26 protein-coding genes are annotated in these 24,065 nt (G+C 72.3%); 20 read left to right on the top strand and 6 right to left on the bottom strand.

Annotation, left to right across the window (positions count from 1 at the left end):
* Window positions 1-176: 176 nt before the first annotated feature.
* Together ACIRJT_RS35875 and ACIRJT_RS35870 are read left to right on the top strand one after the other, a co-directional pair.
* Window positions 177-554: a hypothetical protein gene (locus tag ACIRJT_RS35875; protein ID WP_403917957.1), complete on the top strand. Its 378-nt coding sequence runs from the start codon at window positions 177-179 to the stop codon at window positions 552-554.
* A 113-nt stretch (window positions 555-667) separates the two neighbouring features.
* Complete coding sequence (locus ACIRJT_RS35870; RefSeq protein WP_403917954.1) at window positions 668-1,807, top strand: amidohydrolase; 1,140 nt, start codon at window positions 668-670, stop codon at window positions 1,805-1,807.
* Window positions 1,808-1,892: 85 nt separating this feature from the next.
* Here ACIRJT_RS35870 and ACIRJT_RS35865 read toward each other — a convergent pair whose 3' ends face one another.
* The 3 genes from ACIRJT_RS35865 to ACIRJT_RS35855 all read right to left on the bottom strand — a co-directional run bounded on the left by ACIRJT_RS35865 (window position 1,893) and on the right by ACIRJT_RS35855 (window position 4,670).
* On the bottom strand, window positions 1,893-2,876 hold the full coding sequence (locus ACIRJT_RS35865; protein WP_403917952.1) for a heme A synthase: 984 nt from the start codon (window positions 2,874-2,876) through the stop codon (window positions 1,893-1,895).
* 88 nt (window positions 2,877-2,964) lie between these two features.
* The gene (locus ACIRJT_RS35860; protein WP_403917950.1) at window positions 2,965-3,732 is read right to left on the bottom strand and encodes an ABC transporter permease; all 768 of its coding nucleotides are present in this window, start codon (window positions 3,730-3,732) and stop codon (window positions 2,965-2,967) included.
* On the bottom strand, window positions 3,729-4,670 hold the full coding sequence (locus ACIRJT_RS35855) for an ABC transporter ATP-binding protein (RefSeq protein ID WP_403917948.1): 942 nt from the start codon (window positions 4,668-4,670) through the stop codon (window positions 3,729-3,731). The genes ACIRJT_RS35860 and ACIRJT_RS35855 overlap by 4 nt, the downstream gene beginning before the upstream one ends.
* Window positions 4,671-4,806: 136 nt before the next feature.
* Between ACIRJT_RS35855 and ACIRJT_RS35850 the strand changes: the two genes are divergently transcribed.
* The 8 genes from ACIRJT_RS35850 (at window position 4,807) to ACIRJT_RS35815 (ending at window position 11,433) form a co-directional block, all read left to right on the top strand.
* Window positions 4,807-5,550, top strand: a complete 744-nt coding sequence (locus ACIRJT_RS35850; RefSeq protein WP_403917945.1) for a helix-turn-helix transcriptional regulator — start codon at window positions 4,807-4,809, stop codon at window positions 5,548-5,550.
* Window positions 5,547-6,968: a Fe-S cluster assembly protein SufB gene (sufB, locus tag ACIRJT_RS35845; RefSeq protein WP_215110317.1), complete on the top strand. Its 1,422-nt coding sequence runs from the start codon at window positions 5,547-5,549 to the stop codon at window positions 6,966-6,968. Before ACIRJT_RS35850 ends, sufB begins: the two co-directional genes overlap by 4 nt.
* Window positions 6,969-7,069: 101 nt before the next feature.
* A complete protein-coding gene (gene sufD, locus ACIRJT_RS35840) occupies window positions 7,070-8,251 on the top strand; it encodes a Fe-S cluster assembly protein SufD (protein ID WP_403917940.1) in 1,182 nt (393 codons plus the stop codon).
* The gene (locus ACIRJT_RS35835; RefSeq protein ID WP_403917937.1) at window positions 8,251-8,568 is read left to right on the top strand and encodes a bifunctional 3-phenylpropionate/cinnamic acid dioxygenase ferredoxin subunit; all 318 of its coding nucleotides are present in this window, start codon (window positions 8,251-8,253) and stop codon (window positions 8,566-8,568) included. Before sufD ends, ACIRJT_RS35835 begins: the two co-directional genes overlap by 1 nt.
* A gap of 7 nt (window positions 8,569-8,575) precedes the next feature.
* On the top strand, window positions 8,576-9,367 hold the full coding sequence (sufC, locus tag ACIRJT_RS35830) for a Fe-S cluster assembly ATPase SufC (RefSeq protein WP_403917934.1): 792 nt from the start codon (window positions 8,576-8,578) through the stop codon (window positions 9,365-9,367).
* Entirely contained in the window at window positions 9,364-10,632 is a 1,269-nt protein-coding gene (locus tag ACIRJT_RS35825; protein WP_403917931.1) for a cysteine desulfurase, read from the top strand. Before sufC ends, ACIRJT_RS35825 begins: the two co-directional genes overlap by 4 nt.
* 10 nt (window positions 10,633-10,642) lie before the next feature.
* Complete coding sequence (gene sufU / locus ACIRJT_RS35820) at window positions 10,643-11,098, top strand: Fe-S cluster assembly sulfur transfer protein SufU (RefSeq protein ID WP_403917928.1); 456 nt, start codon at window positions 10,643-10,645, stop codon at window positions 11,096-11,098.
* Window positions 11,095-11,433 (top strand): metal-sulfur cluster assembly factor, encoded by a 339-nt coding sequence (locus tag ACIRJT_RS35815; protein WP_003969897.1) that lies wholly within the window; start codon window positions 11,095-11,097, stop codon window positions 11,431-11,433. The genes sufU and ACIRJT_RS35815 overlap by 4 nt, the downstream gene beginning before the upstream one ends.
* Window positions 11,434-11,629: 196 nt before the next feature.
* On the opposite strand, the gene ACIRJT_RS35810 is transcribed toward ACIRJT_RS35815, so the two are convergent.
* Window positions 11,630-12,619, bottom strand: coding sequence for a hypothetical protein (locus tag ACIRJT_RS35810; protein ID WP_403917924.1), 990 nt, complete (start codon window positions 12,617-12,619; stop codon window positions 11,630-11,632).
* Between the two features lie 288 nt (window positions 12,620-12,907).
* On the opposite strand from ACIRJT_RS35810, the gene ACIRJT_RS35805 reads away from it, so the two are divergent.
* Window positions 12,908-13,234: a multidrug efflux SMR transporter gene (locus ACIRJT_RS35805; protein WP_215111704.1), complete on the top strand. Its 327-nt coding sequence runs from the start codon at window positions 12,908-12,910 to the stop codon at window positions 13,232-13,234.
* Window positions 13,234-13,794, top strand: a complete 561-nt coding sequence (locus ACIRJT_RS35800) for a TetR/AcrR family transcriptional regulator (protein ID WP_403917921.1) — start codon at window positions 13,234-13,236, stop codon at window positions 13,792-13,794. Before ACIRJT_RS35805 ends, ACIRJT_RS35800 begins: the two co-directional genes overlap by 1 nt.
* Window positions 13,795-13,875: 81 nt before the next feature.
* Here the strand turns inward: ACIRJT_RS35800 and ACIRJT_RS35795 are convergent, their stop codons facing one another.
* Entirely contained in the window at window positions 13,876-16,275 is a 2,400-nt protein-coding gene (locus ACIRJT_RS35795; RefSeq protein ID WP_403917919.1) for a BTAD domain-containing putative transcriptional regulator, read from the bottom strand.
* A 427-nt stretch (window positions 16,276-16,702) separates the two neighbouring features.
* Here ACIRJT_RS35795 and ACIRJT_RS35790 point away from each other — a divergent pair, with 427 nt between their 5' ends.
* From ACIRJT_RS35790 to dapD, 7 genes are all read left to right on the top strand, one after another.
* A complete protein-coding gene (locus tag ACIRJT_RS35790) occupies window positions 16,703-16,924 on the top strand; it encodes a hypothetical protein (protein WP_361867594.1) in 222 nt (73 codons plus the stop codon).
* A gap of 47 nt (window positions 16,925-16,971) precedes the next feature.
* The gene (locus tag ACIRJT_RS35785) at window positions 16,972-17,187 is read left to right on the top strand and encodes a hypothetical protein (protein ID WP_403917916.1); all 216 of its coding nucleotides are present in this window, start codon (window positions 16,972-16,974) and stop codon (window positions 17,185-17,187) included.
* Between the two features lie 258 nt (window positions 17,188-17,445).
* A complete protein-coding gene (locus tag ACIRJT_RS35780) occupies window positions 17,446-18,006 on the top strand; it encodes a MauE/DoxX family redox-associated membrane protein (RefSeq protein WP_403917914.1) in 561 nt (186 codons plus the stop codon).
* Entirely contained in the window at window positions 18,003-18,692 is a 690-nt protein-coding gene (locus ACIRJT_RS35775) for a redoxin domain-containing protein (RefSeq protein WP_403917911.1), read from the top strand. Before ACIRJT_RS35780 ends, ACIRJT_RS35775 begins: the two co-directional genes overlap by 4 nt.
* Entirely contained in the window at window positions 18,689-20,659 is a 1,971-nt protein-coding gene (locus ACIRJT_RS35770; protein ID WP_403917908.1) for an ABC transporter ATP-binding protein, read from the top strand. The genes ACIRJT_RS35775 and ACIRJT_RS35770 overlap by 4 nt, the downstream gene beginning before the upstream one ends.
* Window positions 20,656-21,126 (top strand): S26 family signal peptidase, encoded by a 471-nt coding sequence (locus tag ACIRJT_RS35765; RefSeq protein WP_403917905.1) that lies wholly within the window; start codon window positions 20,656-20,658, stop codon window positions 21,124-21,126. The genes ACIRJT_RS35770 and ACIRJT_RS35765 overlap by 4 nt, the downstream gene beginning before the upstream one ends.
* Before the next feature lie 151 nt (window positions 21,127-21,277).
* The gene (gene dapD, locus ACIRJT_RS35760; RefSeq protein WP_403917902.1) at window positions 21,278-22,276 is read left to right on the top strand and encodes a 2,3,4,5-tetrahydropyridine-2,6-dicarboxylate N-succinyltransferase; all 999 of its coding nucleotides are present in this window, start codon (window positions 21,278-21,280) and stop codon (window positions 22,274-22,276) included.
* Window positions 22,277-22,300: 24 nt separating this feature from the next.
* On the opposite strand, the gene dapA is transcribed toward dapD, so the two are convergent.
* Window positions 22,301-23,182, bottom strand: coding sequence for a 4-hydroxy-tetrahydrodipicolinate synthase (gene dapA, locus ACIRJT_RS35755; RefSeq protein WP_403917899.1), 882 nt, complete (start codon window positions 23,180-23,182; stop codon window positions 22,301-22,303).
* A gap of 174 nt (window positions 23,183-23,356) precedes the next feature.
* On the opposite strand from dapA, the gene ACIRJT_RS35750 reads away from it, so the two are divergent.
* Window positions 23,357-24,040 (top strand): DUF4232 domain-containing protein, encoded by a 684-nt coding sequence (locus ACIRJT_RS35750; protein ID WP_403917897.1) that lies wholly within the window; start codon window positions 23,357-23,359, stop codon window positions 24,038-24,040.
* Window positions 24,041-24,065 lie beyond the last annotated feature (25 nt).

Genomic DNA, 24,065 nt, shown 5'->3' with positions numbered 1-24,065 from the left:
GGGGGGGGGGGGGGGGGGGGGGGGGGGCGGGGGGCGGGGGGGCGCGCGGGCGGCCGGCCGCCGCGCCCCCCCCCCCCCCCCCCCCCCCCCGCCGCCCGGCCCCCCCCCCCCCCCCCCCCCCCCCCCCCCCCCCCCCCCCGTCGCCAGTTCATCTACCCGTCGGTAGCATCCTGTTCATGGCAGAGACGGCAGCAGACGTAAGCGGCAGCGGGCAGACCTCACGCACGGACGCCAGGAAGGCGGCCCGCGCCGAGCGCAGGGCGGCGAAGCTGGCCCGCGAGATCGGTTCCTTCGCCAAGGAGCACGGCGGCGCCGAGGGACAGGTCGCCTACATCGGCCAGGCGGGCGCCCGCATCGTGCTGGTAGGCGAGGACGGCGCCTGGGGCGACCTCGTGGCCCCGACCTACGCGGTGGCCGAGAGCGCGGCGCGGAAGTCCGGCATCACGATGCACGAGGAGTTCGACGGCGAGTTCGCGCTCAAGGTCCGCACCGGCCCGTACGAGTGGTCCCGGATGGCCGGGATCCAGGTCGGCGGCCCCTCCAACGACGGCTGAGACGACAGCCGACCGCCGAGGCGCGGCGCCGCTTCCGGCGCCGCCGGGCAACACCTGACGCGGGGCCCGCCCGTTAGGCCGTGCACACGCACGCCTTCCCCAGGGAGCCCCGGATGACCGACACCGTTCCCGTGGCCGACCTGGTCGACCAGAACTGCCACGGCGTCCTGCGCACCGAGCTGGGCCTCGGCACCTTCGAGGCCCGGCTCACCGCCGCCCGCGCACCGGCGGCGCCCGGCACCACCTTCTTCGACACCCAGACCGGCTTCGCGGTACGCCGCTGGTGCCCGCCCCTGCTCGGGCTCGAAGCGCACTGCCCGCCCGCCCACTACCTGGCCAGGCGGCGCGAACTGGGCGTCGCCGAGGCCTCCCGCCGCCTGCTGCGCGCCACCGGGGTCTCCGCCCACCTCGTCGACACCGGACTCCCCGGCGACCTCACGGGACCGGCCGAGCTGGCCTCGGCGGCCGGGTCCGAGGCCCGTGAGATCGTCCGTCTCGAAGTCCTCGCCGAACACGTCGCCGACACCTCGGGCACCGTCGACGCCTTCCTCGTCAACCTCGGCGAGGCCGTCCACACCGCCGCGGCCTCCGCCGTCGCGTTCACCTCGGCCGCGGCGGTCGCCTCCCTCGGCGGGGCCGCCCCCTTCGTCGCCCCCGAGCCGCCGGGGCCGGTCCTCCTGCGGGCGGCGGCCGGGCGCTGGCTGGCCCGGCGGGAGGAGGCGCGCCGGGCGGCCCGCCGGGGCGCGGGGGAGAGGGGCGGCGGGGCCTTTGCCGAGCCGGAGCTGCTGGACCATCTGCGCTGGTCCGCGGTGGCCTGCGGGCTGCCGCTGCAACTGCGCCTGGGCGCCGCGGATCCGGCCGGCCTCGCCGGCTTCGCCGCCGCGACCGAGGGCCACGGCTGCGACCTCGTCCTTCTGCACGGCTACCCGCACCACCGGCAGGCCGCAGCCCTGGCCGGCCGGCACCCGCACGTCTACGCCGATCTGGGGACCGTACCGGCGTGGACCGGGGCGCGGGCGGCGGGCGTGCTGGCGGAGGTCATGGAGCTCGCGCCGTTCGGCAAGCTGCTGTTCTCCAGCGGGGCGCAGGGGTTGCCGGAGCTGCATCTGGTGGGCGCGCGGCAGTTCCGCGAGGCGCTGGGGCGGGTGCTGGGCGGCTGGGTCGCGGACGGCGCGTGGACCCGGCGGGACGCGGTCCGGGTCGCCGCGATGGTCGGGTCGGGCAACGCGCGCCGGGTGTACGGGCTGGAGTGAGGGGCCGCGGCAATGTTAGGGGACACGGCACATGTGAGGGGCGGCGGGCCACCGCGGCCCGCCGCCCCTCAGTGACGGATGTCCGTCAGACCGCCGCCGGTGTCGACTCCGGCCGCTCGGCGGACGGGCAGGGCAGCGGGGCGGGTGCGTCGTCGCCGCGCTCGCGCATGCTCAGCACCAGCCGGATCACGGCGATCCACAGGATGGCCGAGCCGAACATGTGGACGCCGACCAGGATCTCGGGGACGTCGCTGAAGTACTGGACGTACCCGATCGCTCCCTGGGCGAGCAGCACGACCAGCAGGTCGCGGGCGCGGGCCCGGGTGTCGGCGGGCGCGTCGACCACCCGCAGGGCCAGCCACATCGCGATGGCCAGGGCGCAGACGACCCAGGCGGAGATGGCGTGCACATGGGCGGCGGCCGACCAGTCCCACGGCATGCGCGGTACGTCGCTGCTGTCGCCGGCGTGCTTGCCGGACCCGGTCACCGAGGTGCCCAGCACGATCAGGATCACCGTGGTCGCCACGATCGCCCAGGCCAGGCGCCGCACCGGCAGGGGGGTGCGGGGGCGCGCGGGACCGTCGCCCTCGCCGACCCGCACCCAGGTGATCACGGTGACCGCGAGAAGCGCGTTGGCCAGCAGGAAGTGCCCGGCCACCGTCCAGGGGTTGAGGCCCGCCCAGACCGTGATCCCACCGAGGACGGCGTTGCCCAGCACGATCCAGAACTGCAGCCAGGCCAGCCGGGCGAGCTTGCGGCGGCGCGGCTTGACCGAACTGATGGCGATGATCGCCCAGCCGACCGCGGCCGAAAGGACGTAGGTCAGCATCCGGTTGCCGAACTCGATCGCGCCGTGCAGCCCCTGTTCGGGCGTCGCGAACAGACTGTCGTCGGTGCACTTGGGCCAGGTGTCGCAGCCGAGGCCCGAACCGGTGAGCCGGACGGCCCCGCCGGTGACGATGATGAAGACGCTCATCATGACGGCGGAGAGCGCGGCGCGCTTCACCACCCTGGTGGACGGCGTCCAGCGCTTGGCGATGAGGGAGATGGGGGTTTCCACGCGGACCATCGTAGGACGGGGCTTGTGCATGTTTTCACGAGGGGGTGGGTTCGTACCCGGTTGCCCGCACACGTCCCCGGAACATGCCCCGGTCGGGCTACTCCCAGCGGAAGAACTTCGCCGCCGCGCCGAGCCCCAGCACCGCCCACACCACCAGGATCCCGGCCTGCGTCCACGGCATCGACGCACCGTGCTGGAGGACGTCCCGCAGGCCCTCCGAGAGCGCCGATACGGGCAGCAGCCCCAGCACCGACTGCACGGCGTCCGGGAACTTCTCCAGCGGCACGATGACCCCGCCGCCGACCAGCAGCAGCAGGAACACCAGGTTGGCGGCGGCGAGCGTCGCCTCCGCCTTGAGCGTCCCCGCCATCAGCAGCCCGAGCCCGGAGAACGCGGCCGTTCCCAGCACCAGGAGCAGCAGCACCGAGAGCGGATTGCCCTGCGGCGACCAGCCCAGGGCGAAGGCGATCGCCGTCAGCAGCACGATCTGGAGCACCTCGGTGACCAGCACCGACAGCGTCTTCGCGGTCATCAGCGCCCAGCGGGGCAGCGGAGAGGCCCCGAGGCGCTTGAGGACCCCGTAGCGGCGTTCGAAGCCGGTGGCGATGGCCTGGCCGGTGAAGGCGGTGGACATCACGGCGAGCGCCAGGATGCCCGGGGCCAGGAAGTCGACCGACGCGCCCGAGCCGGTGTCCACGATGTCGACGGCGCTGAACAGCACCAGCAGCAGCGTCGGGATGATCACCGTCAGCAGCAGCTGTTCGCCGTTGCGCAGCAGCATCCGGGTCTCCAGCGCGGTCTGCGCGGCGATCATCCGGGGGAGCGGGGCCGCGCCGGGGCGCGGGGTGTACGTACCGGCGCTCATGCGCGCAGCTCCTTGCCGGTCAGTTTCTTGCCGGTCAGTTCGAGGAAGACGTCCTCCAGGGTGTGCCGCTCCACGGAGATGCCCTCGGGCATCACGCCGTGCTGGGCGCACCAGGAGGTCACGGTGGCCAGCAACTGCGGATCGATGGACCCGGTGATCCGGTACGTCCCCGGCAGCGGCTCCGCGGCCCCGGAGCCGTCGGGCAGCGCCTTGACGAGCGAGCCGAGGTCGAGGCCCGGGCGGCCGGTGAAGCGCAGGGTGTTCTCCGCGCCGCCCCGGCAGAGCGCCTCCGGGCTGTCCCGGGCGATGACCCGGCCCGCGTCGATGATCGCGACGTCGTCGGCGAGCGTCTCGGCCTCGTCCATGAAGTGGGTGGTCAGCACCACGGACACCCCGTCGGCGCGCAGCTCGCGCACCAGCTCCCAGGTGGAGCGGCGGGCCTGCGGGTCGAGCCCGGCGGTCGGCTCGTCGAGGAAGACCAGCTCGGGCCGGCCGACGACCGCCATGGCCAGCGAGAGGCGCTGCTGCTGGCCGCCGGAGAGCCGTCGGTAGGTGGTCCGGCCGCAGTCGCCGAGGCCGAGGCGTTCGGTCAGGGCGTCCACGTCGAGGGGGTGGGCGTGCAGCTTGGCCATGTGGCGGAGCATCTCGTCGGCGCGCGCTCCGGAGTAGACGCCGCCGGACTGGAGCATCACCCCGATCCGCGGACGCAGCCGCTCCGCGTCGGCGACCGGATCGAGGCCGAGGACGCGTACGGTGCCGGCGTCGGGGCGGCGGTAGCCCTCGCAGGTCTCGATCGTGGTGGTCTTCCCGGCGCCGTTCGGGCCGAGGACGGCGGTCACCGCGCCGGTCGCGACCACCAGATCGAGGCCGTTCACCGCGGTCTTCGTGCCGTACCGCTTCACCAGGCCCTTGACCTGTACGACGGGCTCGTTCTCCATGGCGCACCAGTCTAGGCAGCGTTCGGGAGGGGGCGTCTCCCGGGGCCGGATTAGGTAACCCTAAGTGACGAACCACACCGTTGATCGTTCCGGACCGTGGTTGTCAGAGTCGAATGAATTACGCAACAATGGTGTTGTGAAATACGACGGACGGGCTCCCCAGGAGGAACTCGCGACCGGTGAGCGCTCGACGCGCAACCGGGTCGCGCGCTCCATCCTGGACCACGGCCCCTCCACCGTCGCGGACCTCGCCAAGCGCGTCGGCCTCACCCAGGCCGCCGTCCGCCGCCACCTGGACGCCCTCGTCTCCGACGATGTCGTCGAAGCCCGCGAACAGCGGGTCTACGGGGCAAGGACCCGCGGCAGGCCCGCCAAGGTGTTCGCCCTGACGGACTGCGGCCGGGACGCCTTCGACCAGTCCTACGACAAGCTGGCCGCCGACGCCCTGCGCTTCATCGCCGCGTCCGGGGGCGACGAGGCGGTCCTCGCCTTCGCCCGCGCCCGGATGGCCGCGGTGGGCGAGGCGTACCGCGCCGTGGTCGAGGCCGCGGCGCCCGAAGGGCGCACCGAGGCCCTGGCCAAGGCCCTGTCGGCCGACGGGTACGCTGCTATGGCGCGAAGCGCGCCGGGCCCGCAGCAGGGCGAGCAGCTGTGCCAGCACCACTGCCCGGTGGCGCATGTCGCCGAGCAGTTCCCACAGCTGTGCGAGGCGGAGACGGAATTCTTCTCCAGCCTTCTCGGGACCCATGTGCAGCGTCTGGCCACCCTCGCCCACGGCGATGGTGTGTGCACGACCTACGTGCCGAGAAGCGGCCACGCTCCACCCCCACAGACCACCCATTCAGCATCTGCAAGCACGGCCGGGAGGAACCCCGCATGACGCTCCCCACGGAGACTGCCCACCCTGAGCTCGAGGGTCTGGGTACGTACGAATTCGGCTGGGCCGACTCCGACGCGGCAGGCGCGGCGGCGAAGCGCGGTCTCTCCGAGGCTGTCGTCCGCGACATCTCGGAGAAGAAGAACGAGCCCGAATGGATGCTGAAGCTGCGGCTCAAGGGCCTCAAGCTCTTCGGCAAGAAGCCCATGCCGAACTGGGGCTCCGACCTGTCGGGCATCGACTTCGACAACATCAAGTACTTCGTGCGGTCCACGGAGAAGCAGGCGGCCTCCTGGGAGGAGCTGCCCGAGGACATCAAGAACACGTACGACAAGCTCGGCATCCCCGAGGCGGAGAAGCAGCGCCTCGTCGCCGGCGTCGCCGCGCAGTACGAGTCCGAGGTCGTCTACCACCAGATCAACGAGGAGCTGGAGGCGCAGGGTGTCATCTTCATGGACACCGACACCGCGCTGAAGGAGCACCCGGAGCTCTTCAAGGAGTACTTCGGCACCGTCATCCCCGTCGGTGACAACAAGTTCGCCTCGCTGAACTCGGCCGTCTGGTCCGGCGGATCGTTCATCTACGTGCCCAAGGGCGTCCACGTGGACATCCCGCTCCAGGCCTACTTCCGTATCAACACGGAGAACATGGGCCAGTTCGAGCGGACGCTGATCATCGTCGACGAGGACGCCTACGTCCACTACGTCGAGGGCTGCACCGCCCCGATCTACTCCTCGGACTCGCTGCACAGCGCCGTGGTCGAGATCATCGTGAAGAAGGGCGGCCGCTGCCGCTACACGACCATCCAGAACTGGTCGAACAACGTCTACAACCTGGTCACCAAGCGGGCCGTGGCCTACGAGGGCGCGACCATGGAGTGGGTCGACGGCAACATCGGCTCCAAGGTGACCATGAAGTACCCGGCCATCTACCTGATGGGCGAGCACGCCAAGGGCGAGACCCTGTCCATCGCCTTCGCGGGCGAGGGCCAGCACCAGGACGCCGGCGCCAAGATGGTCCACATGGCCCCGAACACCTCCTCCAACATCGTCTCCAAGTCGGTGGCGCGAGGCGGTGGCCGCACGTCCTACCGCGGTCTGATCGAGATCGGCGAGGGCGCGCCGGGCGCGAAGTCCAACGTGCTCTGCGACGCTCTGCTCGTCGACACGATCTCCCGCTCGGACACCTACCCCTACGTCGACGTCCGCGAGGACGACGTGTCGATGGGTCACGAGGCGACCGTCTCCAAGGTCTCCGAGGACCAGCTCTTCTACCTCATGAGCCGCGGGCTCACCGAGTTCGAGGCCATGGCGATGATCGTGCGCGGCTTCGTCGAGCCGATCGCGAAGGAGCTGCCCATGGAGTACGCCCTGGAGCTCAACCGGCTGATCGAGCTGCAGATGGAGGGTTCGGTCGGCTAGGTCCTCGTCCGAGGACCACCGGGACGGCCGTTCGCGGCCGTCCCCGCACCCCCACCGAACCACCCCCCTTCTTGACTGAGAAAGCGAGCACTACGACAGCCATGGCTGAGGCTCAGAACACTCCGGTGGGCTCCACCACCGCCGGCTCCATCGCGGTGGCCGCCGAGTCGACCGTCGCCACCCGCATGAGCGCACCCCCGTCCTTCGACGTCGCGGACTTCCCCGTCCCGCACGGCCGTGAGGAGGAGTGGCGCTTCACGCCGCTGGAGCGACTGCGCGGACTGCACGACGGCACCGCGGTCGCGAACGGCGGCGGCGTGAAGGTCGCCATCGAGGCCCCCGAGGGCGTCACGGTCGAGACCGTCGGCCGCGACGACTCCCGGCTCGGCAAGGCCGGCACCCCGGTGGACCGGGTCGCCGCCCAGGCGTACAGCTCCTTCGAGCAGGCCTCGGTCGTCACGGTCGCCAAGGAAGCCGTGCTCACCGAGCCGATCCGGATCGCCGTGCACGGCGAGGGCGGCGTCGCCTACGGGCACCAGCTCATCCAGCTGGGCGCCTTCGCCGAGGCCGTCGTCGTCATCGACCACACCGGTGACGCGGTGCTCGCCGCCAACGTCGACTACGTGCTGGGCGACGGCGCGAAGCTGACCGTCGTCTCCGTCCAGGACTGGGACGACACGGCCGTCCACGTCGGCCAGCACAACGCGCTGGTCGGCCGGGACGCCTCGTTCAAGTCGATCGTCGTCACCTTCGGCGGCGACGTCGTGCGCCTGCATCCCCGGGTCGCCTACGCGGCCCCCGGCGGCGAGGCGGAGCTCTTCGGCCTGTACTTCACCGACAAGGGTCAGCACCAGGAGCACCGCCTCCTGGTCGACCACAACACCCCGCACTGCAAGTCCAACGCGGTGTACAAGGGCGCCCTCCAGGGCGACGGCGCGCACGCCGTCTGGATCGGCGACGTCCTCATCCAGGCCGCGGCCGAGGGCACCGACACCTACGAGATGAACCGGAACCTCGTCCTCACCGACGGCGCCCGGGTCGACTCCGTGCCCAACCTGGAGATCGAGACCGGCGAGATCGTCGGCGCCGGCCACGCCTCGGCGACCGGCCGCTTCGACGACGAGCAGCTCTTCTACCTCCAGTCCCGCGGCATCCCGGCCGAGGAGGCCCGCCGTCTCGTCGTGCGCGGCTTCTTCGCCGAGCTGGTCCAGCAGATCGGTCTGCCGGACGTCGAAGCGCGTCTCATCGAGAAGATCGAGACCGAGCTGAAGGCGTCCGTCTGATGTCCTTCGTCAAGGTCTGTGCGCTGAGCGAGCTGGAGGACGACACCCCCAAGCGGGTGGAGCTCGACGGCACGCCCGTCTCCGTCGTCCGCACCGAGGGCGAGGTGTTCGCGATCAACGACATCTGCTCGCACGCGAACGTCTCCCTCTCGGAGGGCGAGGTGGAGGACTGTTCGATCGAGTGCTGGCTGCACGGATCGTCGTTCGACCTCCGCACCGGCAAGCCGTCCGGCCTTCCCGCGACGCGCCCCGTCCCCGTATACCCCGTAAAGATCGAAGGGGACGATGTGCTCGTCTCCGTCACCCAGGAGTCCTGAGTCACCCATGGCAACGCTTGAAATCCGCGACCTGCACGTTTCCGTCGAGGCCGACAACGCCACGAAGGAGATCCTCAAGGGCGTCGACCTGACCGTGAAGCAGGGCGAGACGCACGCCATCATGGGCCCCAACGGGTCCGGCAAGTCCACCCTCGCGTACTCGCTCGCGGGTCACCCCAAGTACACGATCACCGGTGGCACGGTCACCCTGGACGGCGAGGACGTCCTGGAGATGTCCGTCGACGAGCGGGCCCGCGCCGGCCTGTTCCTCGCCATGCAGTACCCGGTCGAGATCCCCGGTGTCTCGGTCTCCAACTTCCTGCGCACCTCCGCCACCGCCATCCGCGGCGAGGCCCCCAAGCTGCGTACGTGGGTCAAGGAGGTCAAGGAGACGATGGCCGGGCTCCAGATGGACCCGTCCTTCGCCGAGCGCAACGTCAACGAGGGCTTCTCCGGCGGTGAGAAGAAGCGCCACGAGATCCTCCAGCTGGAGCTCCTCAAGCCGAAGATCGCCGTCCTGGACGAGACCGACTCCGGCCTGGACGTCGACGCGCTCAAGACCGTCTCCGAGGGTGTCAACCGGGTCCGCGAGTCCGGCGAGGTCGGCACCCTGCTGATCACGCACTACACCCGCATCCTGAAGTACATCAAGCCCGACTTCGTGCACGTCTTCGCCAACGGCCGTATCGCGGCCTCCGGCGGCGCCGAGCTGGCCGACCAGCTGGAGAACGAGGGCTACGAGGCCTACACGAAGGGTGGCCCCGTGAACGGAGGGAACTCAGGAGGTGCAGCCGCGTGACTGACGCCCGACAGGGGCTCACCGGCCTCCTCGACACCGAGGCGATCCGCAAGGACTTCCCGATCCTGGACCGCACGGTCCACGACGGCAAGAAGATCGTTTACCTGGACTCCGCGGCGACCTCGCAGAAGCCGCGTCAGGTCCTCGACGCGCTCAACGAGTACTACGAGCGGCACAACGCGAACGTGCACCGCGGCGTCTACACGATCGCCGAGGAGGCAACCGCGCTGTACGAGGGCGCCCGCGACAAGGTCGCCGCCTTCATCAACGCACCCAGCCGCAACGAGGTGATCTTCACGAAGAACGCCTCGGAGTCGCTCAACCTCGTGGCGAACATGCTCGGCTGGGCGGACGAGCCCTATCGGGTGGACCGTGAGACCGAGATCGTCACCACGGAGATGGAGCACCACTCCAACATCGTGCCGTGGCAGCTGCTCTCGCAGCGCACCGGCGCGAAGCTGAAGTGGTTCGGCATCACCGACGACGGCCGGCTCGACCTGTCGAACATCGACGAGATCATCACCGAGAAGACGAAGATCGTCTCCTTCACGCTGGTCTCCAACATCCTGGGCACCGTCAACCCGGTCGAGCAGATCATCCGCCGCGCCCAGCAGGTCGGCGCGCTGGTCTGCATCGACGCCTCGCAGGCGGCGCCGCACATGGTGCTCGACGTGCAGGCGCTCCAGGCCGACTTCGTGGCCTTCACCGGTCACAAGATGGTCGGCCCGACCGGCATCGGCGTGCTGTGGGGGCGGCAGGAGCTCCTGGAGGACCTGCCTCCGTTCCTCGGCGGCGGCGAGATGATCGAGACCGTGTCGATGCACTCCTCGACGTATGCTCCGGCGCCGCACAAGTTCGAGGCCGGTACGCCCCCGATCGCCCAGGCAGTCGGCCTCGGCGCGGCCGTGGACTACCTCTCGGCGATCGGCATGGAGAAGATCCACAGCCACGAGAAGGCGATCACCGAGTACGCGGTGAAGCGCCTCCTGGAGGTCCCGGACCTGCGGATCATCGGTCCGGCGACGGCCGAGGACCGCGGGGCCACGATCTCCTTCACCCTCGGCGACATCCACCCGCACGACGTGGGCCAGGTCCTCGACGAACTGGGCATCGCCGTCCGGGTCGGCCACCACTGCGCCCGCCCGGTCTGCCTGCGGTACGGAATTCCCGCGACGACGCGAGCGTCGTTCTATCTGTACTCCACGCCCGCCGAGGTCGACGCCCTGGTGGACGGTCTGGAGCACGTCCGGAACTTCTTCGGCTGAGGGTTGACTGGTGAAGCTTGAATCCATGTACCAGGAAGTGATCCTGGACCACTACAAGCACCCCCACGGGCGCGGCCTGCGGGACGGCGACGCCGAGGTGCACCACGTCAATCCGACGTGCGGCGACGAGATCACGCTCCGGGTGAAGTACGACGGCGAGACCATCGCCGACGTGAGCTACGAGGGCCAGGGCTGCTCCATCAGCCAGGCCAGCGCCTCCGTGCTGAACGAGCTGCTCGTCGGCAAGGAGCTGTCCCGGGCGCAGAAGATCCAGGACACCTTCCTGGAGCTGATGCAGTCCAAGGGCCAGCTGGAGCCGGACGACGCGATGGAGGAGGTGCTGGAGGACGCCGTCGCGTTCGCCGGCGTCTCCAAGTACCCCGCCCGGGTCAAGTGCGCGCTGCTGAGCTGGATGGCGTGGAAGGACGCGACGGCCAAGGCGCTGTCCGAAGGGAAGACCGCATGAGCGACAACGAGACCGCGACCATGAAGCCGGCCTCCGAGGAGGAGGTCCGCGAGGCGCTGTACGACGTCGTCGACCCCGAGCTGGGCATCGACGTCGTCAACCTGGGCCTGATCTACGGCATCCACGTCGACGACGCCAACATCGCCACCCTCGACATGACCCTGACGTCCGCGGCCTGCCCGCTGACCGACGTCATCGAGGACCAGGCGAAGTCCGCCACGGACGGCATCGTCAACGAGCTCCGGATCAACTGGGTCTGGATGCCGCCGTGGGGCCCGGACAAGATCACCGACGACGGGCGCGAGCAGCTCCGCGCCCTGGGGTTCAACGTCTGACACGCTCCGCGAGGAGCGATAACGGCCATGCCCGCCAGGCAGACTGGCGGGCATGGCCGTTTCCCGGTACCCCGTCGACGCTCACGACCTGCCGCGCGTGGCCCGCTTCCGGAGCTCTGTGTGCTGCGCCCCGGGTTCTGTGCGCTGCGCCCCGAGCGGACCCTGACCGACTGGTCCGGGCCCGCCCTTCGCGTGCTCAGGCGTGGGCGGGCGGCGGCGGGCCGTACTGCTCGGGCAGCGTCGTCGCCGCCGCCTCGGCCAGGACCGGGCCCAGGTTCTCCGTGCGCATCCGGAGGTCAACGTACAGCAGGCCGACCACCAGCGGCGGGAAGATCGCCGTGATCAGCTGGGAGATCATCTGGCTGAGGAAGGACAGCAGCATCACGCTGCCGATCACGGCGATGATCATCCCGTTGCTCGGGTCGGCGTCCATGTCCGCGGGGTCGAACATGCCGGGAAGCGCGCCGGCCATCTGGAACGGCATCTGGATCATGAAGCCCATCATGGACGCCAGCGTGTAGGCGAGCAGCCCGATACCGAAGGCCCGCCACCACGTGCCCCGCACCAGCTGGGCCGAGCGGCGCAGGGCCGCGACCGGGCGCTGGTTCTCGAAGACCACCACCGTCGGGGCCAGCGAGAACCGCACCCAGAGCCAGACCGCCACCGGGCCCACGATCAGCACGCCGACGAGGCCGGTCACGATCAGCGGCACGACGCCGTCCTCGTCGCCCAGCGAGATGGTGTAGATCATCAGGCCGGTGAAGCCGACCAGGAAGAGCGCCATCGGCACGATCATGATCAACCCGGTCAGGAACACCGTGCCGATGATCGACCAGACCCGCGACCACGCCCGCTTCCAGACCTCCCCGAAGCGGATCGGGCGGCCGAGGACGGCCTCCTGGAGGACGACGGGGACCGCCGCCTGCACCACGGCCGACGCCAGCATGTAGGTGATCAGGCCGACGATCATCAGCACGCCGAAGGCGATGCCCAGCGGGACGAGTTCGGCGGCGTCGGGGGAGCCCGAGGAGTCGGACGTCAGCTCGTCCCAGTGGGTCGCGACGGCGGAGGCGGCGACCACCAGCGCGGTGATCATCATGAGCGTCGCCGCGCCGAACAGCGTCAGAGCCATCCCGATCAGGGGTTTCCAGTACCGCCCGAGCGTCGAGAAGGCACCGCTGAGCATGTCCGAGACCCTCAGCGGCGCCAGGGGTATGACCCCCGGCTTGGGCGGTGCGGCCCATCCGCCGTGCCAGCCGCCGCCCGGTCCCTGCGCGCCCCCGTGGAAGGGCCCCCCACCATGAGGTGCGCCCCCGTACGGGCCGCCGCCCCACCCTGCGTCCTGCGCCACTGCGTCTCCGTCGTGTCGTCGGCCCGGATGCCGGGCCGTTGTGGTCGGTCGGCACACCGTAGCGCCCTCGACGTGGGCCGATGATATGTACGGGCGTACGCAACGTTGGGTACAGTCGTACACATGGGATACGCATACGGACTGCTGGCAGCCGCGATCGCGGCGGAGGTGGCCGGGACGACGGCCATGAAGTACAGCGAGGGCTTCACCCGGCTCTGGCCGTCGATCGGCACCGTGGTGGGCTACCTCATCGCCTTCACCCTGCTCGCGCAGACCCTCAAGACGCTCTCCGTGGGCACCGCCTACGCCATCTGGGCCGGCGTCGGCACCGCGGCCGTCGCCCTCATCGGGATCCTGTTCCTGGGGGAGTCCAGCGGCCTGGTCAAGATCACGGGCATCGCCCTGATCGTGGCCGGGGTCGTCGTCCTCAACCTGGGAGGGGCGCACTGATGGCCCGGCGGTACGACCCCGGGCGACGGGCGCGGATCATCGACGCGGCGCTGCGCGTGATCGCGGCCGACGGCATGGCCGGTCTCAGTCATCGCACCGTGGCGGCCGAGGCCGATGTGCCGCTGGGCTCGACCACGTACCACTTCGGCTCCCTCGACGAACTCCTGGTCGCCGCCCTGCGCCGGTGCAACGAGAACTTCGTGCAGGAACTGCGCGGCAGTGAGGCCCTGGCCGAAGGGGCTGCCGGCTCCGCCGGTCTCGCGGAGGAGCTGACCCGGCTGCTGGGCCGGTGGTTCGCGGGCGACCGCGGGGCGATCGAGCTGGAGTACGAGCTGTACCTCGCGGCCCTGCGCCGCCCCGCGCTGCGCCCCGTCGCCGCCGAGTGGACGGAAGAGGCCGTCGAGCTGCTGTCCCGGCGCGCCGACCCGGATACCGCGCGGGCCCTCGTCGCGCTGATGGAGGGCGTCTGCCTCCAGGTGCTGCTCACCGGCGGCACGTTCGACGCGCCCTACACCCGCGAGATGCTGACCCGGATCGTGGGCTGCGGCAGCAGTCGCTGATGCTCACGCGAGCCCCCCGCGCCGTCCCCCCACCGGCGTGTTCGGGGTAGCGCAGACGCCGCTCCGCCGGTACGTGACCCCTCACGCCAGGCACGGCAACGTCGGCGCGGCCCCCGCCGGTACCCGGCCCCCACCACCCTCGCCGTACGCACGGCCTCCTCGCGCCCCGGTCTCCACCACGGCGTACCCCGGGCGAAGGCTGTGGACCGCCCGGCGGTGCGCCCCACCGGACAGCTCGCCCCTACCCGCTCCCGCGGCCCTGCCCCCTGCCGCGTGCGCTCGGCCCTGCCGCAGCACCGGGCCATCCAGTACCAGGCCGTCCAGTACCAGGGCCAGCTCCCACACCACCGAGTCCCACTCCCGCCGCTCCGCCAGCCGTCGGGCGGCGGTGAGACACGCCCATTCGGCGTGGAACCACGCCCCCGCCGCACGCCGGTCGGCGGGCCGTTCCGGGGCCACCCCCGGCAGCGGCGACCCCAGCCACCCCGGCCGAGGCCTGTACGGGCCCAGCAGCCGACGGGCCGCCCACGCCGTGTGCGCGTAGTGGTCCAGCACCCGCCGCAGCGCCCGCTCGAACGGCCCCGCTTCCCGCAGTTCGGCCGAGAACACCCGTACCAGCCCGTGCATCCGGTACCGGCCGGGCCAGTGCTGCTCCAGCAGGTGGACCGCCTCCAGCTCCCGCAGCAGCGCCCGCGCCGACACCGGGGAACAGCCCAGCAGACTCCCTGCGGCGCCCAGCCCGATGTCCGGCCCCGGCGCCGCCGACAGCAACCGGAACGCCCCGGCCGCGGCAACGCTCAGTGCCCGGTACGACAGACGCAGCGCCGTCCGGACATCCGCCGATGGATCACCCGTGCCCAGAGCTGTCAGCCGGCCCGCCGGGTCCCGCAGCTCCTCGGCCAGGTCCGCCAGCGGGAAGCACGGCAGGGCCGCCGCCCGCGCCGCGACAACGCCGAGCGCCAGCGGCAGACCCGCGCACCGCTCCAGTACGGCCGCCGCCGACTCCGGCTCGGCCGCCAGCCGCGCCTCGCCCAACCGGTGCCCCAGGAGTTCCCGGGAGTCCGCCCGGGACAGGGTGGACAGCGACACCGCGTACGCCCCCCGGGTGACGGCGAGCCCCGTCAGCCGACGGCGGCTGGTGACCAGCACGGTGGCCCCCGCGCTCCCCGGCAGCAGGGCCGCGACCTGTTCGGCGTCGGCGGCGTCGTCCAGCACGATCAGCACCCGGCGATCCGCGACCAGGCTCCGGTACAGCCCGGCGAGCGCCTGCCGGCCCGCCGGAGCCGCCGCCGGGTCCTCGCCGAGACCGCACAGCAGCAGCCGGAGCGCCGCGGCGGGCGTCAGCGGACCGCCCGAGCGGGCGAACCCGCCCAGATCCACGTACAACTGCCCGTCGGGGAAACGGCAGAGGTTCCGGTGCGCCCAGTGCAGCGCCACCGACGTCTTCCCCACCCCCGCACCGCCGCTGATGACACACACAGGCCCCGCGCCGGGGCCGCCGGGTCCCGCTCTGCCGGCCGTCTCGTCCGGCGACCGGCTCAGCGCCTCGTCCAGCAGCGCGAGCTCAGACGTACGCCCGGTGAAGTGCCGGGTCGCCGAGGGCAGCTCGCGCGGCACCGTGCCGATGCGCGGTCCACCGGGGAGCGGCCGGGAGTCCGCTCCCGTGGGTGCTCCGGACGCCGTGAAGGAGCCCGGCCGCCCGACCGGCCCGAGCGCCGCGTCGCCTGCCAGCACCCGTTGATGCAGCCGCCGCAGCTCCGGCCCCGGATCGCTGCCCAACTCCTCCGCCAGCGCGCACCGCACCCGCTCGAAGCAGCGCAGCGCATCCGCCGTCCGTCCGCTGCGGCTCAGCGCGATCATCAACTGGGCGGTCAGCCGCTCGTCCCAGGGGCGCTCGTCATGGCAGGCGCCCAGTTCCGGCAGGAGCGAGCCGTGACACCCCAGCCGCAGTGCCACGTCGTTGCGGTCCAGGCGGCAGGCGTGCCGTTGCTCCGACAGCGAGGCCCGCGCCGCGTTGAACCACGGGGTGTCCACCGCCGCGAACGGCTCGCCCCGCCACAGCGCGAGCGCCCGGTCGTACAGCTCCAGCGCCCCGCCGTCGTCGGCGGACCGCGCGCGGGCGACCAGATCGCGGAAGAGATGCACATCCACCGTGCCCGGACCGGCCGGCACCGCGTACCCGCCGGGCCGCCGCACGATCGCGGGCCGCCCCGGATCGGCACCGTCCGGTGCGGCGGCGTCCGGCGCGGGTTGCTCCAGCGCCCGCCTCAGCCGTGACAGATAGGTGTGCACGGCCGCCGCGACCCGGCGCGGCGGCCGGTCGCCCCAGACCCGCTCCGCCAGGCCGTCCACCGGAACCACCCGGTCCACATCCATCAGCAGTGCCGCCAGGACGGTCCGCTGCCGGGCCGGGCCCAGATCCACCCGGCGCCCGTCCCGCCGGGCCTCGATCTCCCCGAGGACTCCGTACCAGATTGCCAACGCGCTCCGCCCGTCTGCTGAGTGCCGTCCCACCAGCCGCCGCCGGTTTCAGATCCGATCAAGATTCCTGCAAGAGCGCCCACGGAAGCTGACGGGGTCGAAGGCGCTCCCACGCAACCGGCCGGGAGCACACCGCGGATCTCTCACCCACCGAGAGGATTTCCCTGGACAAGAGGTTCCAGAACCCGCCCGGAGCTTCGGCCGACCGTCCGCACCCCGGGCGGCCGGCCCCACCGGGCGTCGGTAGCCGAAGGCTCGCCGACCGGGCGACCCGGCTCCGCTACGGGGCGGAACAGGCCCCTTGAACGACCGTGGTCCGCCACATTCGGGCGGACAGCGGTCGGCTTCCTCCGCGCCACCGCTGCGAGCGCCGCACCGGCCGGCCCGCCCCGGGCCGGCCGCTCACCCACTGACCGAAGGATCTGCCATGCGTGCCTGGTTCGAGAACCTCTCCGATGCCCTGATCGACCGCCTGGTCCCGAAGACCGAGGCTGCCGCCGCCACCGAGTGCTGGACCGAGGAGGTCTGCCAGCAGGGCCCGCTCCAGCTCTGCGGCTCCACCGGCCGCTGGGGTTACTTCATCTACCAGGTGTGCGCCGACGGCACCCGCAGCTTCCGGGGCGTCCGCTGCGCCCGCTGCAACGGCTGACCTGGCCCCGGCATCCCCTCTCACCTACCGAAGACGAAAGGATCGCCGTGCGCGACTGGATCCGGAACCTGTCCGATTCGCTGGTCGACCACCTGGTTCCCCGGGCCGAGGCGGCTGCCGCCGTCGAGTGCTGGACCGAGGAAGTATGCAACTCAATGATGGTTCCGATATGCCACCACACCGGTTTCAAGGCGATCATCACCACTCAGGTCTGTTCGGACGGAACCCGGGTGTACCTGGGCAAGCGCTGCGCCACCTGCTGACGGCAGCCCCCGCAGAGGCGACCTGACGGTGGCCTCCCGGGGACATGCCCCGGATACGTGCCGCTCCCGGGTCACCGACCCGGGAGCGGCACGCACCACGCCCCGTCGGCAGCGCGGGACGAACCCCTACCGCCGTCGAGGCGCCCGCCGTCGAACGCGCCCGTTCCCACGGCACTCACGCCTGAATCGACCCGCACCGCACCGACCGTGCCGCTCTGTCGGCGCCTGTCGCGGTCGCCCCTCGGAAAGGACACCGTCGTGGAACTCGTCGTCTGGGCGGTCCGTGGCTGTCTGCTGCTGGTGTTCACGCGCTCCGTCCTCGGCAAGGTCCAGAACCCGGCCGCCTTCGCGGAGTTCACCGGGACCGTGCGAGCCCTGCGGCTCCCCGGGCCGTTGCCCGCCCGCCCCCTCGCCGCGCTGGTGGTGACCGCCGAGGCAGTCCTCGTACCCGCCTTCGCCCTGCCCGGCCTCCTCGCTCCGCCGACCGTACTCGTCGCCGGGCTCGGCATCGCCGCCGTGCTGCTCGCCGCCTTCACCGCGCTGGCCGTCGCCGCCGCCCGTAGCGGCCGTCCAACGCCCTGCCGCTGCTTCGGTCGTACGACGACTCCGCTCGGCGCGGTTCATGCCGTACGCAACTCCATCCTGCTGGCCGTGGCGGTCACCGGCCTCGTAGCCGTGGCTGTCCGCGGCCCGGACGCGGGCGCCCCGGTGGCTGTGCTGACCGCCTCCCTCGCGGGCGCGGTTCTCGGCCTGCTCGTCACGGCCCTCGACGACCTCGCCGCGCTCTTCCGTCCCCTGCCCCGAAAGGAAACCCCGTGAGTCCGCTCGCCGCCGCCGTCCTCGCCGTCGGAGCCCTGGCCATGGTCGACCTCGTACTCACCGTCGGAGTCGTCCGGCGGCTGCGGGAACACTCCGACCTGCTGCGACAGGTTTCGGCACCGGCCGCCGCCATGCCCGGAGGCATGTCCGGGATCGCGAGCGTCGGCACCCCTGTGCCCTCCTTCACCGCCGGCCCGTCCGACAGCCCCGTCACCGACCGGGATCTCACCGACGGAACCCTCGTCGCGTTCTTCTCGCCCACCTGCGAGCCATGTCGCGACAAACTGCCCGGTTTCGTCGCCCGGTACGCGGACCGGCCCGAGGAGGCCCGGCAGGTGCTCGCCGTCGTCGTCAACGACTCCTACAGCTCACACGAAGCACGGGACCCGCACAGCTCACACGAAGCACGGGACCCGCACAGCTCACACGAAGCACCGGACCCGCACAGCTCACACGAAGCACCGGACCCGCACGGGCCGGGCATGCCGGGCGAGGACACCGGATCGATGACCGCCGCCCTGGCCGCCGTGGTGCCGACCGTCCAGGAGTCCTATGACGGCCCGGTGACCACGGCGTTCGCGGCCAAGGCGTTTCCCAGCTGTGTACGGGTGGGAAACGGCCCTGACGGTGGTCTCGTGGTGACGGAAGTCGGCCGGTGGCCCCAGACCCCCGTCGCCGCCCGATGACCAGGCCCGTCCCCGCCGCCCGGACCGACGACCAACCCGGCCACTCCCCGCTCCGTGCGGTCCTGGCCGCCGCGGTCCGTCTGGCCGGCCGAGCGGCGCCCGCCACCCTGACGGGCTGGCTGCTGCTCACGGTGGCCGCGTCCGCCGCCCCGGTCGCCGCCGCCTGGACCCTCAAGACCGTGATCGACCGCCTGGTCACCGCCCCCTTTGCCGACGGCTCCCTCACCGGCCCGGTTCTGGTGCTGGTCGGATGCGGTGTCGTCCTCGCCGTCGTCCCCCAGTTCCTCCAGTACCTGCGGGCCCAGCTCGGCCGGGCGGTCGGATTGCGCGCCCAGATCGAACTCCACACCGCCGTCGACCGGTTCACAGGCATCGGCCCCTACGAGAACCCGCGCTTCCTGGACCGGCTGCGCATGGCCCGTCAGTACGGCGGCTCCGCGCCGGTCGACGCCGTCGGCAGTGTCATCGGCACCGTCGGCGCGGTGGTGACCCTGACCGGATTCCTCGGCGCGCTCACCCTGCTGGGCCCCTGGATGGCGGCGGCCGTCCTGACCTCGGGCGTCCTCGTCCTCGGCGCCGAGATCGCGCTCAGCCGTCGACGGGCCGCCCTCGTCTGGTCGGTGGGCCCGGTGGAGCGTCGGGAGCTGTTCTACAGCGCCCTGCTGACCGACCTGCGGGCCGCGAAGGAGATCCGGCTCTTCGGCCTGGGGCGCTTCCTCGGTGACCGGATGGTCGAGGAGCGCCGCACCTCGGATGCGGCGAAACGGGGCCTGGACCGTCAGGAGCTCGCCGTCCAGGCGGGGCTCGCGCTGCTCTCCGCCCTGGTCGCGGGGGCTGGACTGCTGTGGGCGGCCTCGGCCGCCCGCTCGGGTCAGATCACCGTCGGCGGGGTGACCGTCCTGGTCACCGCCCTGCCCGCGGTCCAGGCGGCGCTGGCGGGCCTCGCCGTCGAACTCGCCACGGGCCACCACGCCCTCCTGATGTTCCGCCACTTCCTCACCGTGACCGACGCCGGGCCCGACCTGCCCGTACCCGCCCGGCCGCGTCCCGTCCCGCCGCTGCGCCACTCGGTGGAGTTCCGCGATGTGTGGTTCCGCTACGGGGAGGACCAGCCCTGGGTGCTCCGGGGCGTCGACCTGGTCCTGCCCGCCGGACAGGCCGTGGGCCTCGTCGGTCTCAACGGCGCCGGGAAGTCCACGCTGGTGAAGCTGGCCTGCCGGTTCTACGATCCCGTCCGGGGACAGATCCTCTGGGACGGCGTCGACCTGCGCGAACTGTGCCCGCGTGAGCTGCGCCGCCGGATGGGGGCCACCTTCCAGGACTTCATGGAGTACGACCTGACCGCCCGCGAGAACATCGCCCTCGGCGACCTCACCGCGCTCCAGGACCGCGACCGGGTGGAGGAGGCCGCCCGTGTCGCGGGAATCCACCACCGGCTGACCGGCCTGCCCCACGGCTACGACACCCTGCTGAGCCGGATCTTCTTCAGCGAGCGGGACAAGGACGACGCCACGACCGGAGTCGTCCTGTCCGGCGGACAGTGGCAGCGGCTCGCCCTCGCCCGCTCCCTGATCCGGGACGACGCCGACCTCCTCGTCCTCGACGAGCCCGGCTCCGGTCTCGATCCCGAGGCGGAGTACGAGATCCACCGCCGGCTGCGACGCCACCGGGCGGGCCGGGCGGGGCTGCTCATCTCCCACCGCCTCAACACCCTGCGCGACGCGGACGTGATCGTGGTCCTGGAGGACGGCCGGATCGTCGAACGGGGACCGCACGCCGACCTGATGCGCCGTTCCGGGGTGTACGCCCGGTTGTTCACCCTCCAGGCCAGCGGGTACGCGCCCGACGCCGGTGCGCACGGCGCGGGGGCCTCCGTACCCACCACGTCGGCCACCGGCGCCGATGCCGGGCCGCGGCCGCCCGCCGACGTGGTGGCCGCAACCTCCCGGAGCGGAGGAGCCGCGTGATCGTGCGCCTCGCCCGCCGTCTGCTGCGGAACCGCCTGCTGGCCGTCACCGTCACCGGCCCGAGCATGGAACCCGCCCTCCGTGACGGGGACCGCGTCCTGGTCCGCCGCCGCGCGCGCCGGGTGGCCCGGGGAGACGTCGTCGTCCTCGAACCGCCTCCCGGCGCGCGTGACGAGGGGCTCACGCAGGAGGGCCTGATCATCAAACGGATCGCCGCCGGACCCGGCGACCCGGTTCCCGCGCACATGGCCGAGCGGCTGGACGCACCTCCTGGCTCGATCGTGCCACCCGGCCACTACCTGGTCCTGGGCGACAACCGGCGCGTGAGCATCGACTCCCGCCGCTTCGGCTATGTCCCCCGCACCCTGCTGACCGGCAGGGTGATACGCCCCCTGCGCCGACACACCCCCGTGGTTCCGGCGGAACCTCCCGTCTTGGAGGTGAGACCGGTGATGGACGCGGGGTGACCGTTCGGGGACCGCTCCGGCCACCGCCGCGCCCTGCTCGCCACCGCCGTCGGCTGCCCGGAACCGGGGAAGCGGCCGCGGGTGGCGGGTAAGGGGCCGCACGCCGAGACCGGTTCGCCCGAGCGGGCCCCGGCCGGTTAGGTTGCTGTTCATGACCGACACGACTTCCCAGGGTTCTGCCCGCACCACCGGCGCCGTCGCCGCCGGCCTCGCCACCGTCGCCGGTGACGGCACCGTCCTCGACACCTGGTTCCCCGCCCCCGGCCTGACCTCCGACCCCGGCCCGGCCGGCACGACGCGCCTCGGCCCGGACGAGGCCGTCAACCTGCTCGGCGAGGGCGCCGCCAAGGCCCTCGGCGTGGACGCCCGGCGCGGCGTCGAGGTCGTCGCCGTGTCCACGGTCATCTCCTCGCTCGACGACAAGCCGCTCGACGCGCACGACGCCTACCTGCGCCTGCACCTGCTCTCGCACCGGCTCGTCCGGCCGCACGGCCAGAACCTCGACGGCCTGTTCGGGCTGCTCGCCAACGTCGCCTGGACCTCGCTCGGCCCGGTCGCCGTCGACGACCTGGAGCGCGTGCGGCTCAACGCCCGCGCCGAGGGCCTGCACCTCCAGGTCACCTCGGTCGACAAGTTCCCCCGGATGACGGACTACGTCGCCCCCAAGGGCGTACGCATCGCCGACGCCGACCGCGTCCGGCTCGGCGCGCACCTCGCCGCCGGGACCACGGTCATGCACGAGGGCTTCGTGAACTTCAACGCGGGCACGCTTGGCACCTCCATGGTCGAGGGCCGGATCTCCGCGGGCGTCGTCGTCGGCGACGGCTCGGACATCGGCGGCGGCGCGTCCACCATGGGCACCCTCTCCGGCGGCGGCACGGAGCGCATCGTCATCGGCGAGCGCTGCCTGGTCGGCGCGGAGGCGGGCGTCGGGATCGCGCTCGGCGACGAGTGCGTCGTCGAGGCCGGTCTGTACGTCACCGCCGGCACCCGGGTCACGCTGCCGGACGGCAAGGTCGTCAAGGCCCGCGAGCTGTCCGGCGCCTCCAACATCCTCTTCCGCCGCAACTCGGTCACCGGCACCGTCGAGGCCCGCCCGAACAACGCGGTGTGGGGCGGCCTCAACGAGGTCCTGCACGCCCACAACTGACCCGTTCGCCGGGCCGCGAGGAGATCAGGCGGCCAGGAGTTCCTCGTACGCCTTCCGCAGCCCGTCGGTCGCCCCGCGCCCGGCGGGCTGCAGCGGTTCCCGGACCGGTCCCGCGCCCAGGAGCGCCTTCGCGGTGACGGTTCCGGGGAGGCCGCTCGCCATCATCAACTCGGTGAGGTGGGCCGTGAGCCCGTTGAGCCGGGCCGCCTCGTCGGTGCGGCCCGCGTCGAACGCGTCCAGCGGCGCCCGTACCTGGCGCGGGGCCACGTTCGCGACCGTGCTGACGTATCCCGCGCCGCCCATCGCGTACAGCGGCAGGTTCAGTTCCTCGCAGCCCGAGTAGTACGCCAGCGAGGTGCGGGCCAGCACCTTCGTCGAGCCGAGCAGGTCCAAGGAGCAGTCCTTCACCGCCACCACGCGTGGGTGCTCCGCAAGCCGCAGCAGTGTCTCCGGCTCGATCCGGGTGCCGGTGCGGCCGGGGATGTCGTACAGCATCAGCGGCAGTCCGGTGGAGTCCGCGACCCGCAGGAAGTACGCCTCGACGGCGGCCTGCGGCGGGCGGCTGTAGTAGGGGCCGACCACCAGCAGCCCGTCCGCGCCCGCCTCCTCGGCCTCCCGCGCCAGGCGCAGGGTGTGCGCGGTGTCCGGGCCCCCGACGCCGGTGAGCAGCGGCACCCTGTCGCCGACCTCCGCCCGGACGGCCCGCAGCAGGGCGGACTTCTCGGCGTCCGTCGTGGTGGGGGACTCGCCCGTGGTGCCGCTGAGGACGATCCCGTCGCAGCCCTCCGCCACCAGGCGCGCGGCGTGCGCACGGGCGGCGTCGGGGTCCAGGGCCCCGGTGGCGGTGAAGGGCGTGATCATGGCGCAGAGCGTGCGGCCGAAGGGGCGCGGTGCGGTGGCGGTCATGTCCGAAGTGTCGGCTCCCAGAACCCTGTAGGTCCACTTAGATCTTCTTGCGGTGACCGGCAAGGGATGCTGAAGAGTCCGGAGGAGAGGTGGCTGCTTCCCGCACTGCTTCTGACATGATCGAACGTATGGACGGCGGGCCGCGACGGCGGACCGTGGCGAGGGGGCATGGGCATGGGTGTGGGCATGGGTGTGTGCGTACGGGGGCGGACGCGGGTACGGAGGCGGGTCGCCGCCGTCCTGGTGTCGGCGACGGTGACCACGCTGACCGGCTGCTCCGGCTTCCTCGTCCCGGCCGGCGAGGGCGAAGAGCCGGAGCCCGCCCCTTCCGCCTCCGCGCCCCGCTCCGGCATCGTCCGCGCCGAGACGCTGCCCCCGACGCCCGCGCCCGCCTACGGCGAGTCGGTGCGGCCCGGCCCGCCCTCCGCGCCGCCGGAGAAGTGCCCCGCCTCCGGGGCCGTGGTGACCATGGGAGAGGTGCTGACCGCGATGATGAGCCGTGCGGTCGCCCTGACCCTGACCAACTGCGGCGTCAAGCCCTACCGGGTCGACGGCTACCCCTCGGTCCAGGCCCTCGGCGAGGACGGCGAACGCCTCCCCGTGAAGGTCAACCCGGCCGGCTCGCAGTTCGGCCGTGACCACGGGCCCGAGGCGCTCACGCTGAAGCCGGGCGGCACCGCGCGGTCGATGCTCGCCTGGGTCTCCACGCAGGAGGGCGGCGAGCTCGTCATGGCCGACGCCCTGGAGCTGGCCGCCGCCCCCGACGCCGGGGCACGGGTCTACCCGCTGGAGGGCCACGACATCCGGTACATGGACGAGCTGAACATCACGGCCTGGCGGGCGGAGCTGCCCGAGTGACCGACCGGGCGGGGTCTGCCCGGCC

This window comes from Streptomyces sp. NPDC102283, assembly GCF_044766265.1.
Classification (GTDB): Bacteria; Actinomycetota; Actinomycetes; order Streptomycetales; family Streptomycetaceae; genus Streptomyces.
Note: the sequence above shows the minus strand (reverse complement) of the source record. Positions and strands in the feature narration are given on the sequence as shown.

Bases quoted from the DNA above. Each gene is read 5' to 3' on its own strand.
- ACIRJT_RS35870 (WP_403917954.1), top strand. From the start codon at position 668: ATGACCGACACCGTTCCCGTGGCCGACCTGGTCGACCAGAACTGCCAC.
- sufC (WP_403917934.1), top strand. From the start codon at position 8,576: ATGGCAACGCTTGAAATCCGCGACCTGCACGTTTCCGTCGAGGCCGAC.
- ACIRJT_RS35835 (WP_403917937.1), top strand. From the start codon at position 8,251: ATGTCCTTCGTCAAGGTCTGTGCGCTGAGCGAGCTGGAGGACGACACC.
- ACIRJT_RS35800 (WP_403917921.1), top strand. From the start codon at position 13,234: ATGGCCCGGCGGTACGACCCCGGGCGACGGGCGCGGATCATCGACGCG.
- ACIRJT_RS35815 (WP_003969897.1), top strand. From the start codon at position 11,095: ATGAGCGACAACGAGACCGCGACCATGAAGCCGGCCTCCGAGGAGGAG.
- ACIRJT_RS35805 (WP_215111704.1), top strand. From the start codon at position 12,908: ATGGGATACGCATACGGACTGCTGGCAGCCGCGATCGCGGCGGAGGTG.
- sufD (WP_403917940.1), top strand. From the start codon at position 7,070: ATGGCTGAGGCTCAGAACACTCCGGTGGGCTCCACCACCGCCGGCTCC.
- ACIRJT_RS35865 (WP_403917952.1), bottom strand. From the start codon at position 2,876: ATGGTCCGCGTGGAAACCCCCATCTCCCTCATCGCCAAGCGCTGGACG.
- ACIRJT_RS35875 (WP_403917957.1), top strand. From the start codon at position 177: ATGGCAGAGACGGCAGCAGACGTAAGCGGCAGCGGGCAGACCTCACGC.
- sufB (WP_215110317.1), top strand. From the start codon at position 5,547: ATGACGCTCCCCACGGAGACTGCCCACCCTGAGCTCGAGGGTCTGGGT.
- dapA (WP_403917899.1), bottom strand. From the start codon at position 23,182: ATGACCGCCACCGCACCGCGCCCCTTCGGCCGCACGCTCTGCGCCATG.
- ACIRJT_RS35810 (WP_403917924.1), bottom strand. From the start codon at position 12,619: ATGCTCAGCGGTGCCTTCTCGACGCTCGGGCGGTACTGGAAACCCCTG.
- ACIRJT_RS35790 (WP_361867594.1), top strand. From the start codon at position 16,703: ATGCGTGCCTGGTTCGAGAACCTCTCCGATGCCCTGATCGACCGCCTG.
- ACIRJT_RS35770 (WP_403917908.1), top strand. From the start codon at position 18,689: ATGACCAGGCCCGTCCCCGCCGCCCGGACCGACGACCAACCCGGCCAC.
- ACIRJT_RS35855 (WP_403917948.1), bottom strand. From the start codon at position 4,670: ATGGAGAACGAGCCCGTCGTACAGGTCAAGGGCCTGGTGAAGCGGTAC.
- dapD (WP_403917902.1), top strand. From the start codon at position 21,278: ATGACCGACACGACTTCCCAGGGTTCTGCCCGCACCACCGGCGCCGTC.
- ACIRJT_RS35860 (WP_403917950.1), bottom strand. From the start codon at position 3,732: ATGAGCGCCGGTACGTACACCCCGCGCCCCGGCGCGGCCCCGCTCCCC.
- ACIRJT_RS35750 (WP_403917897.1), top strand. From the start codon at position 23,357: ATGGGTGTGGGCATGGGTGTGTGCGTACGGGGGCGGACGCGGGTACGG.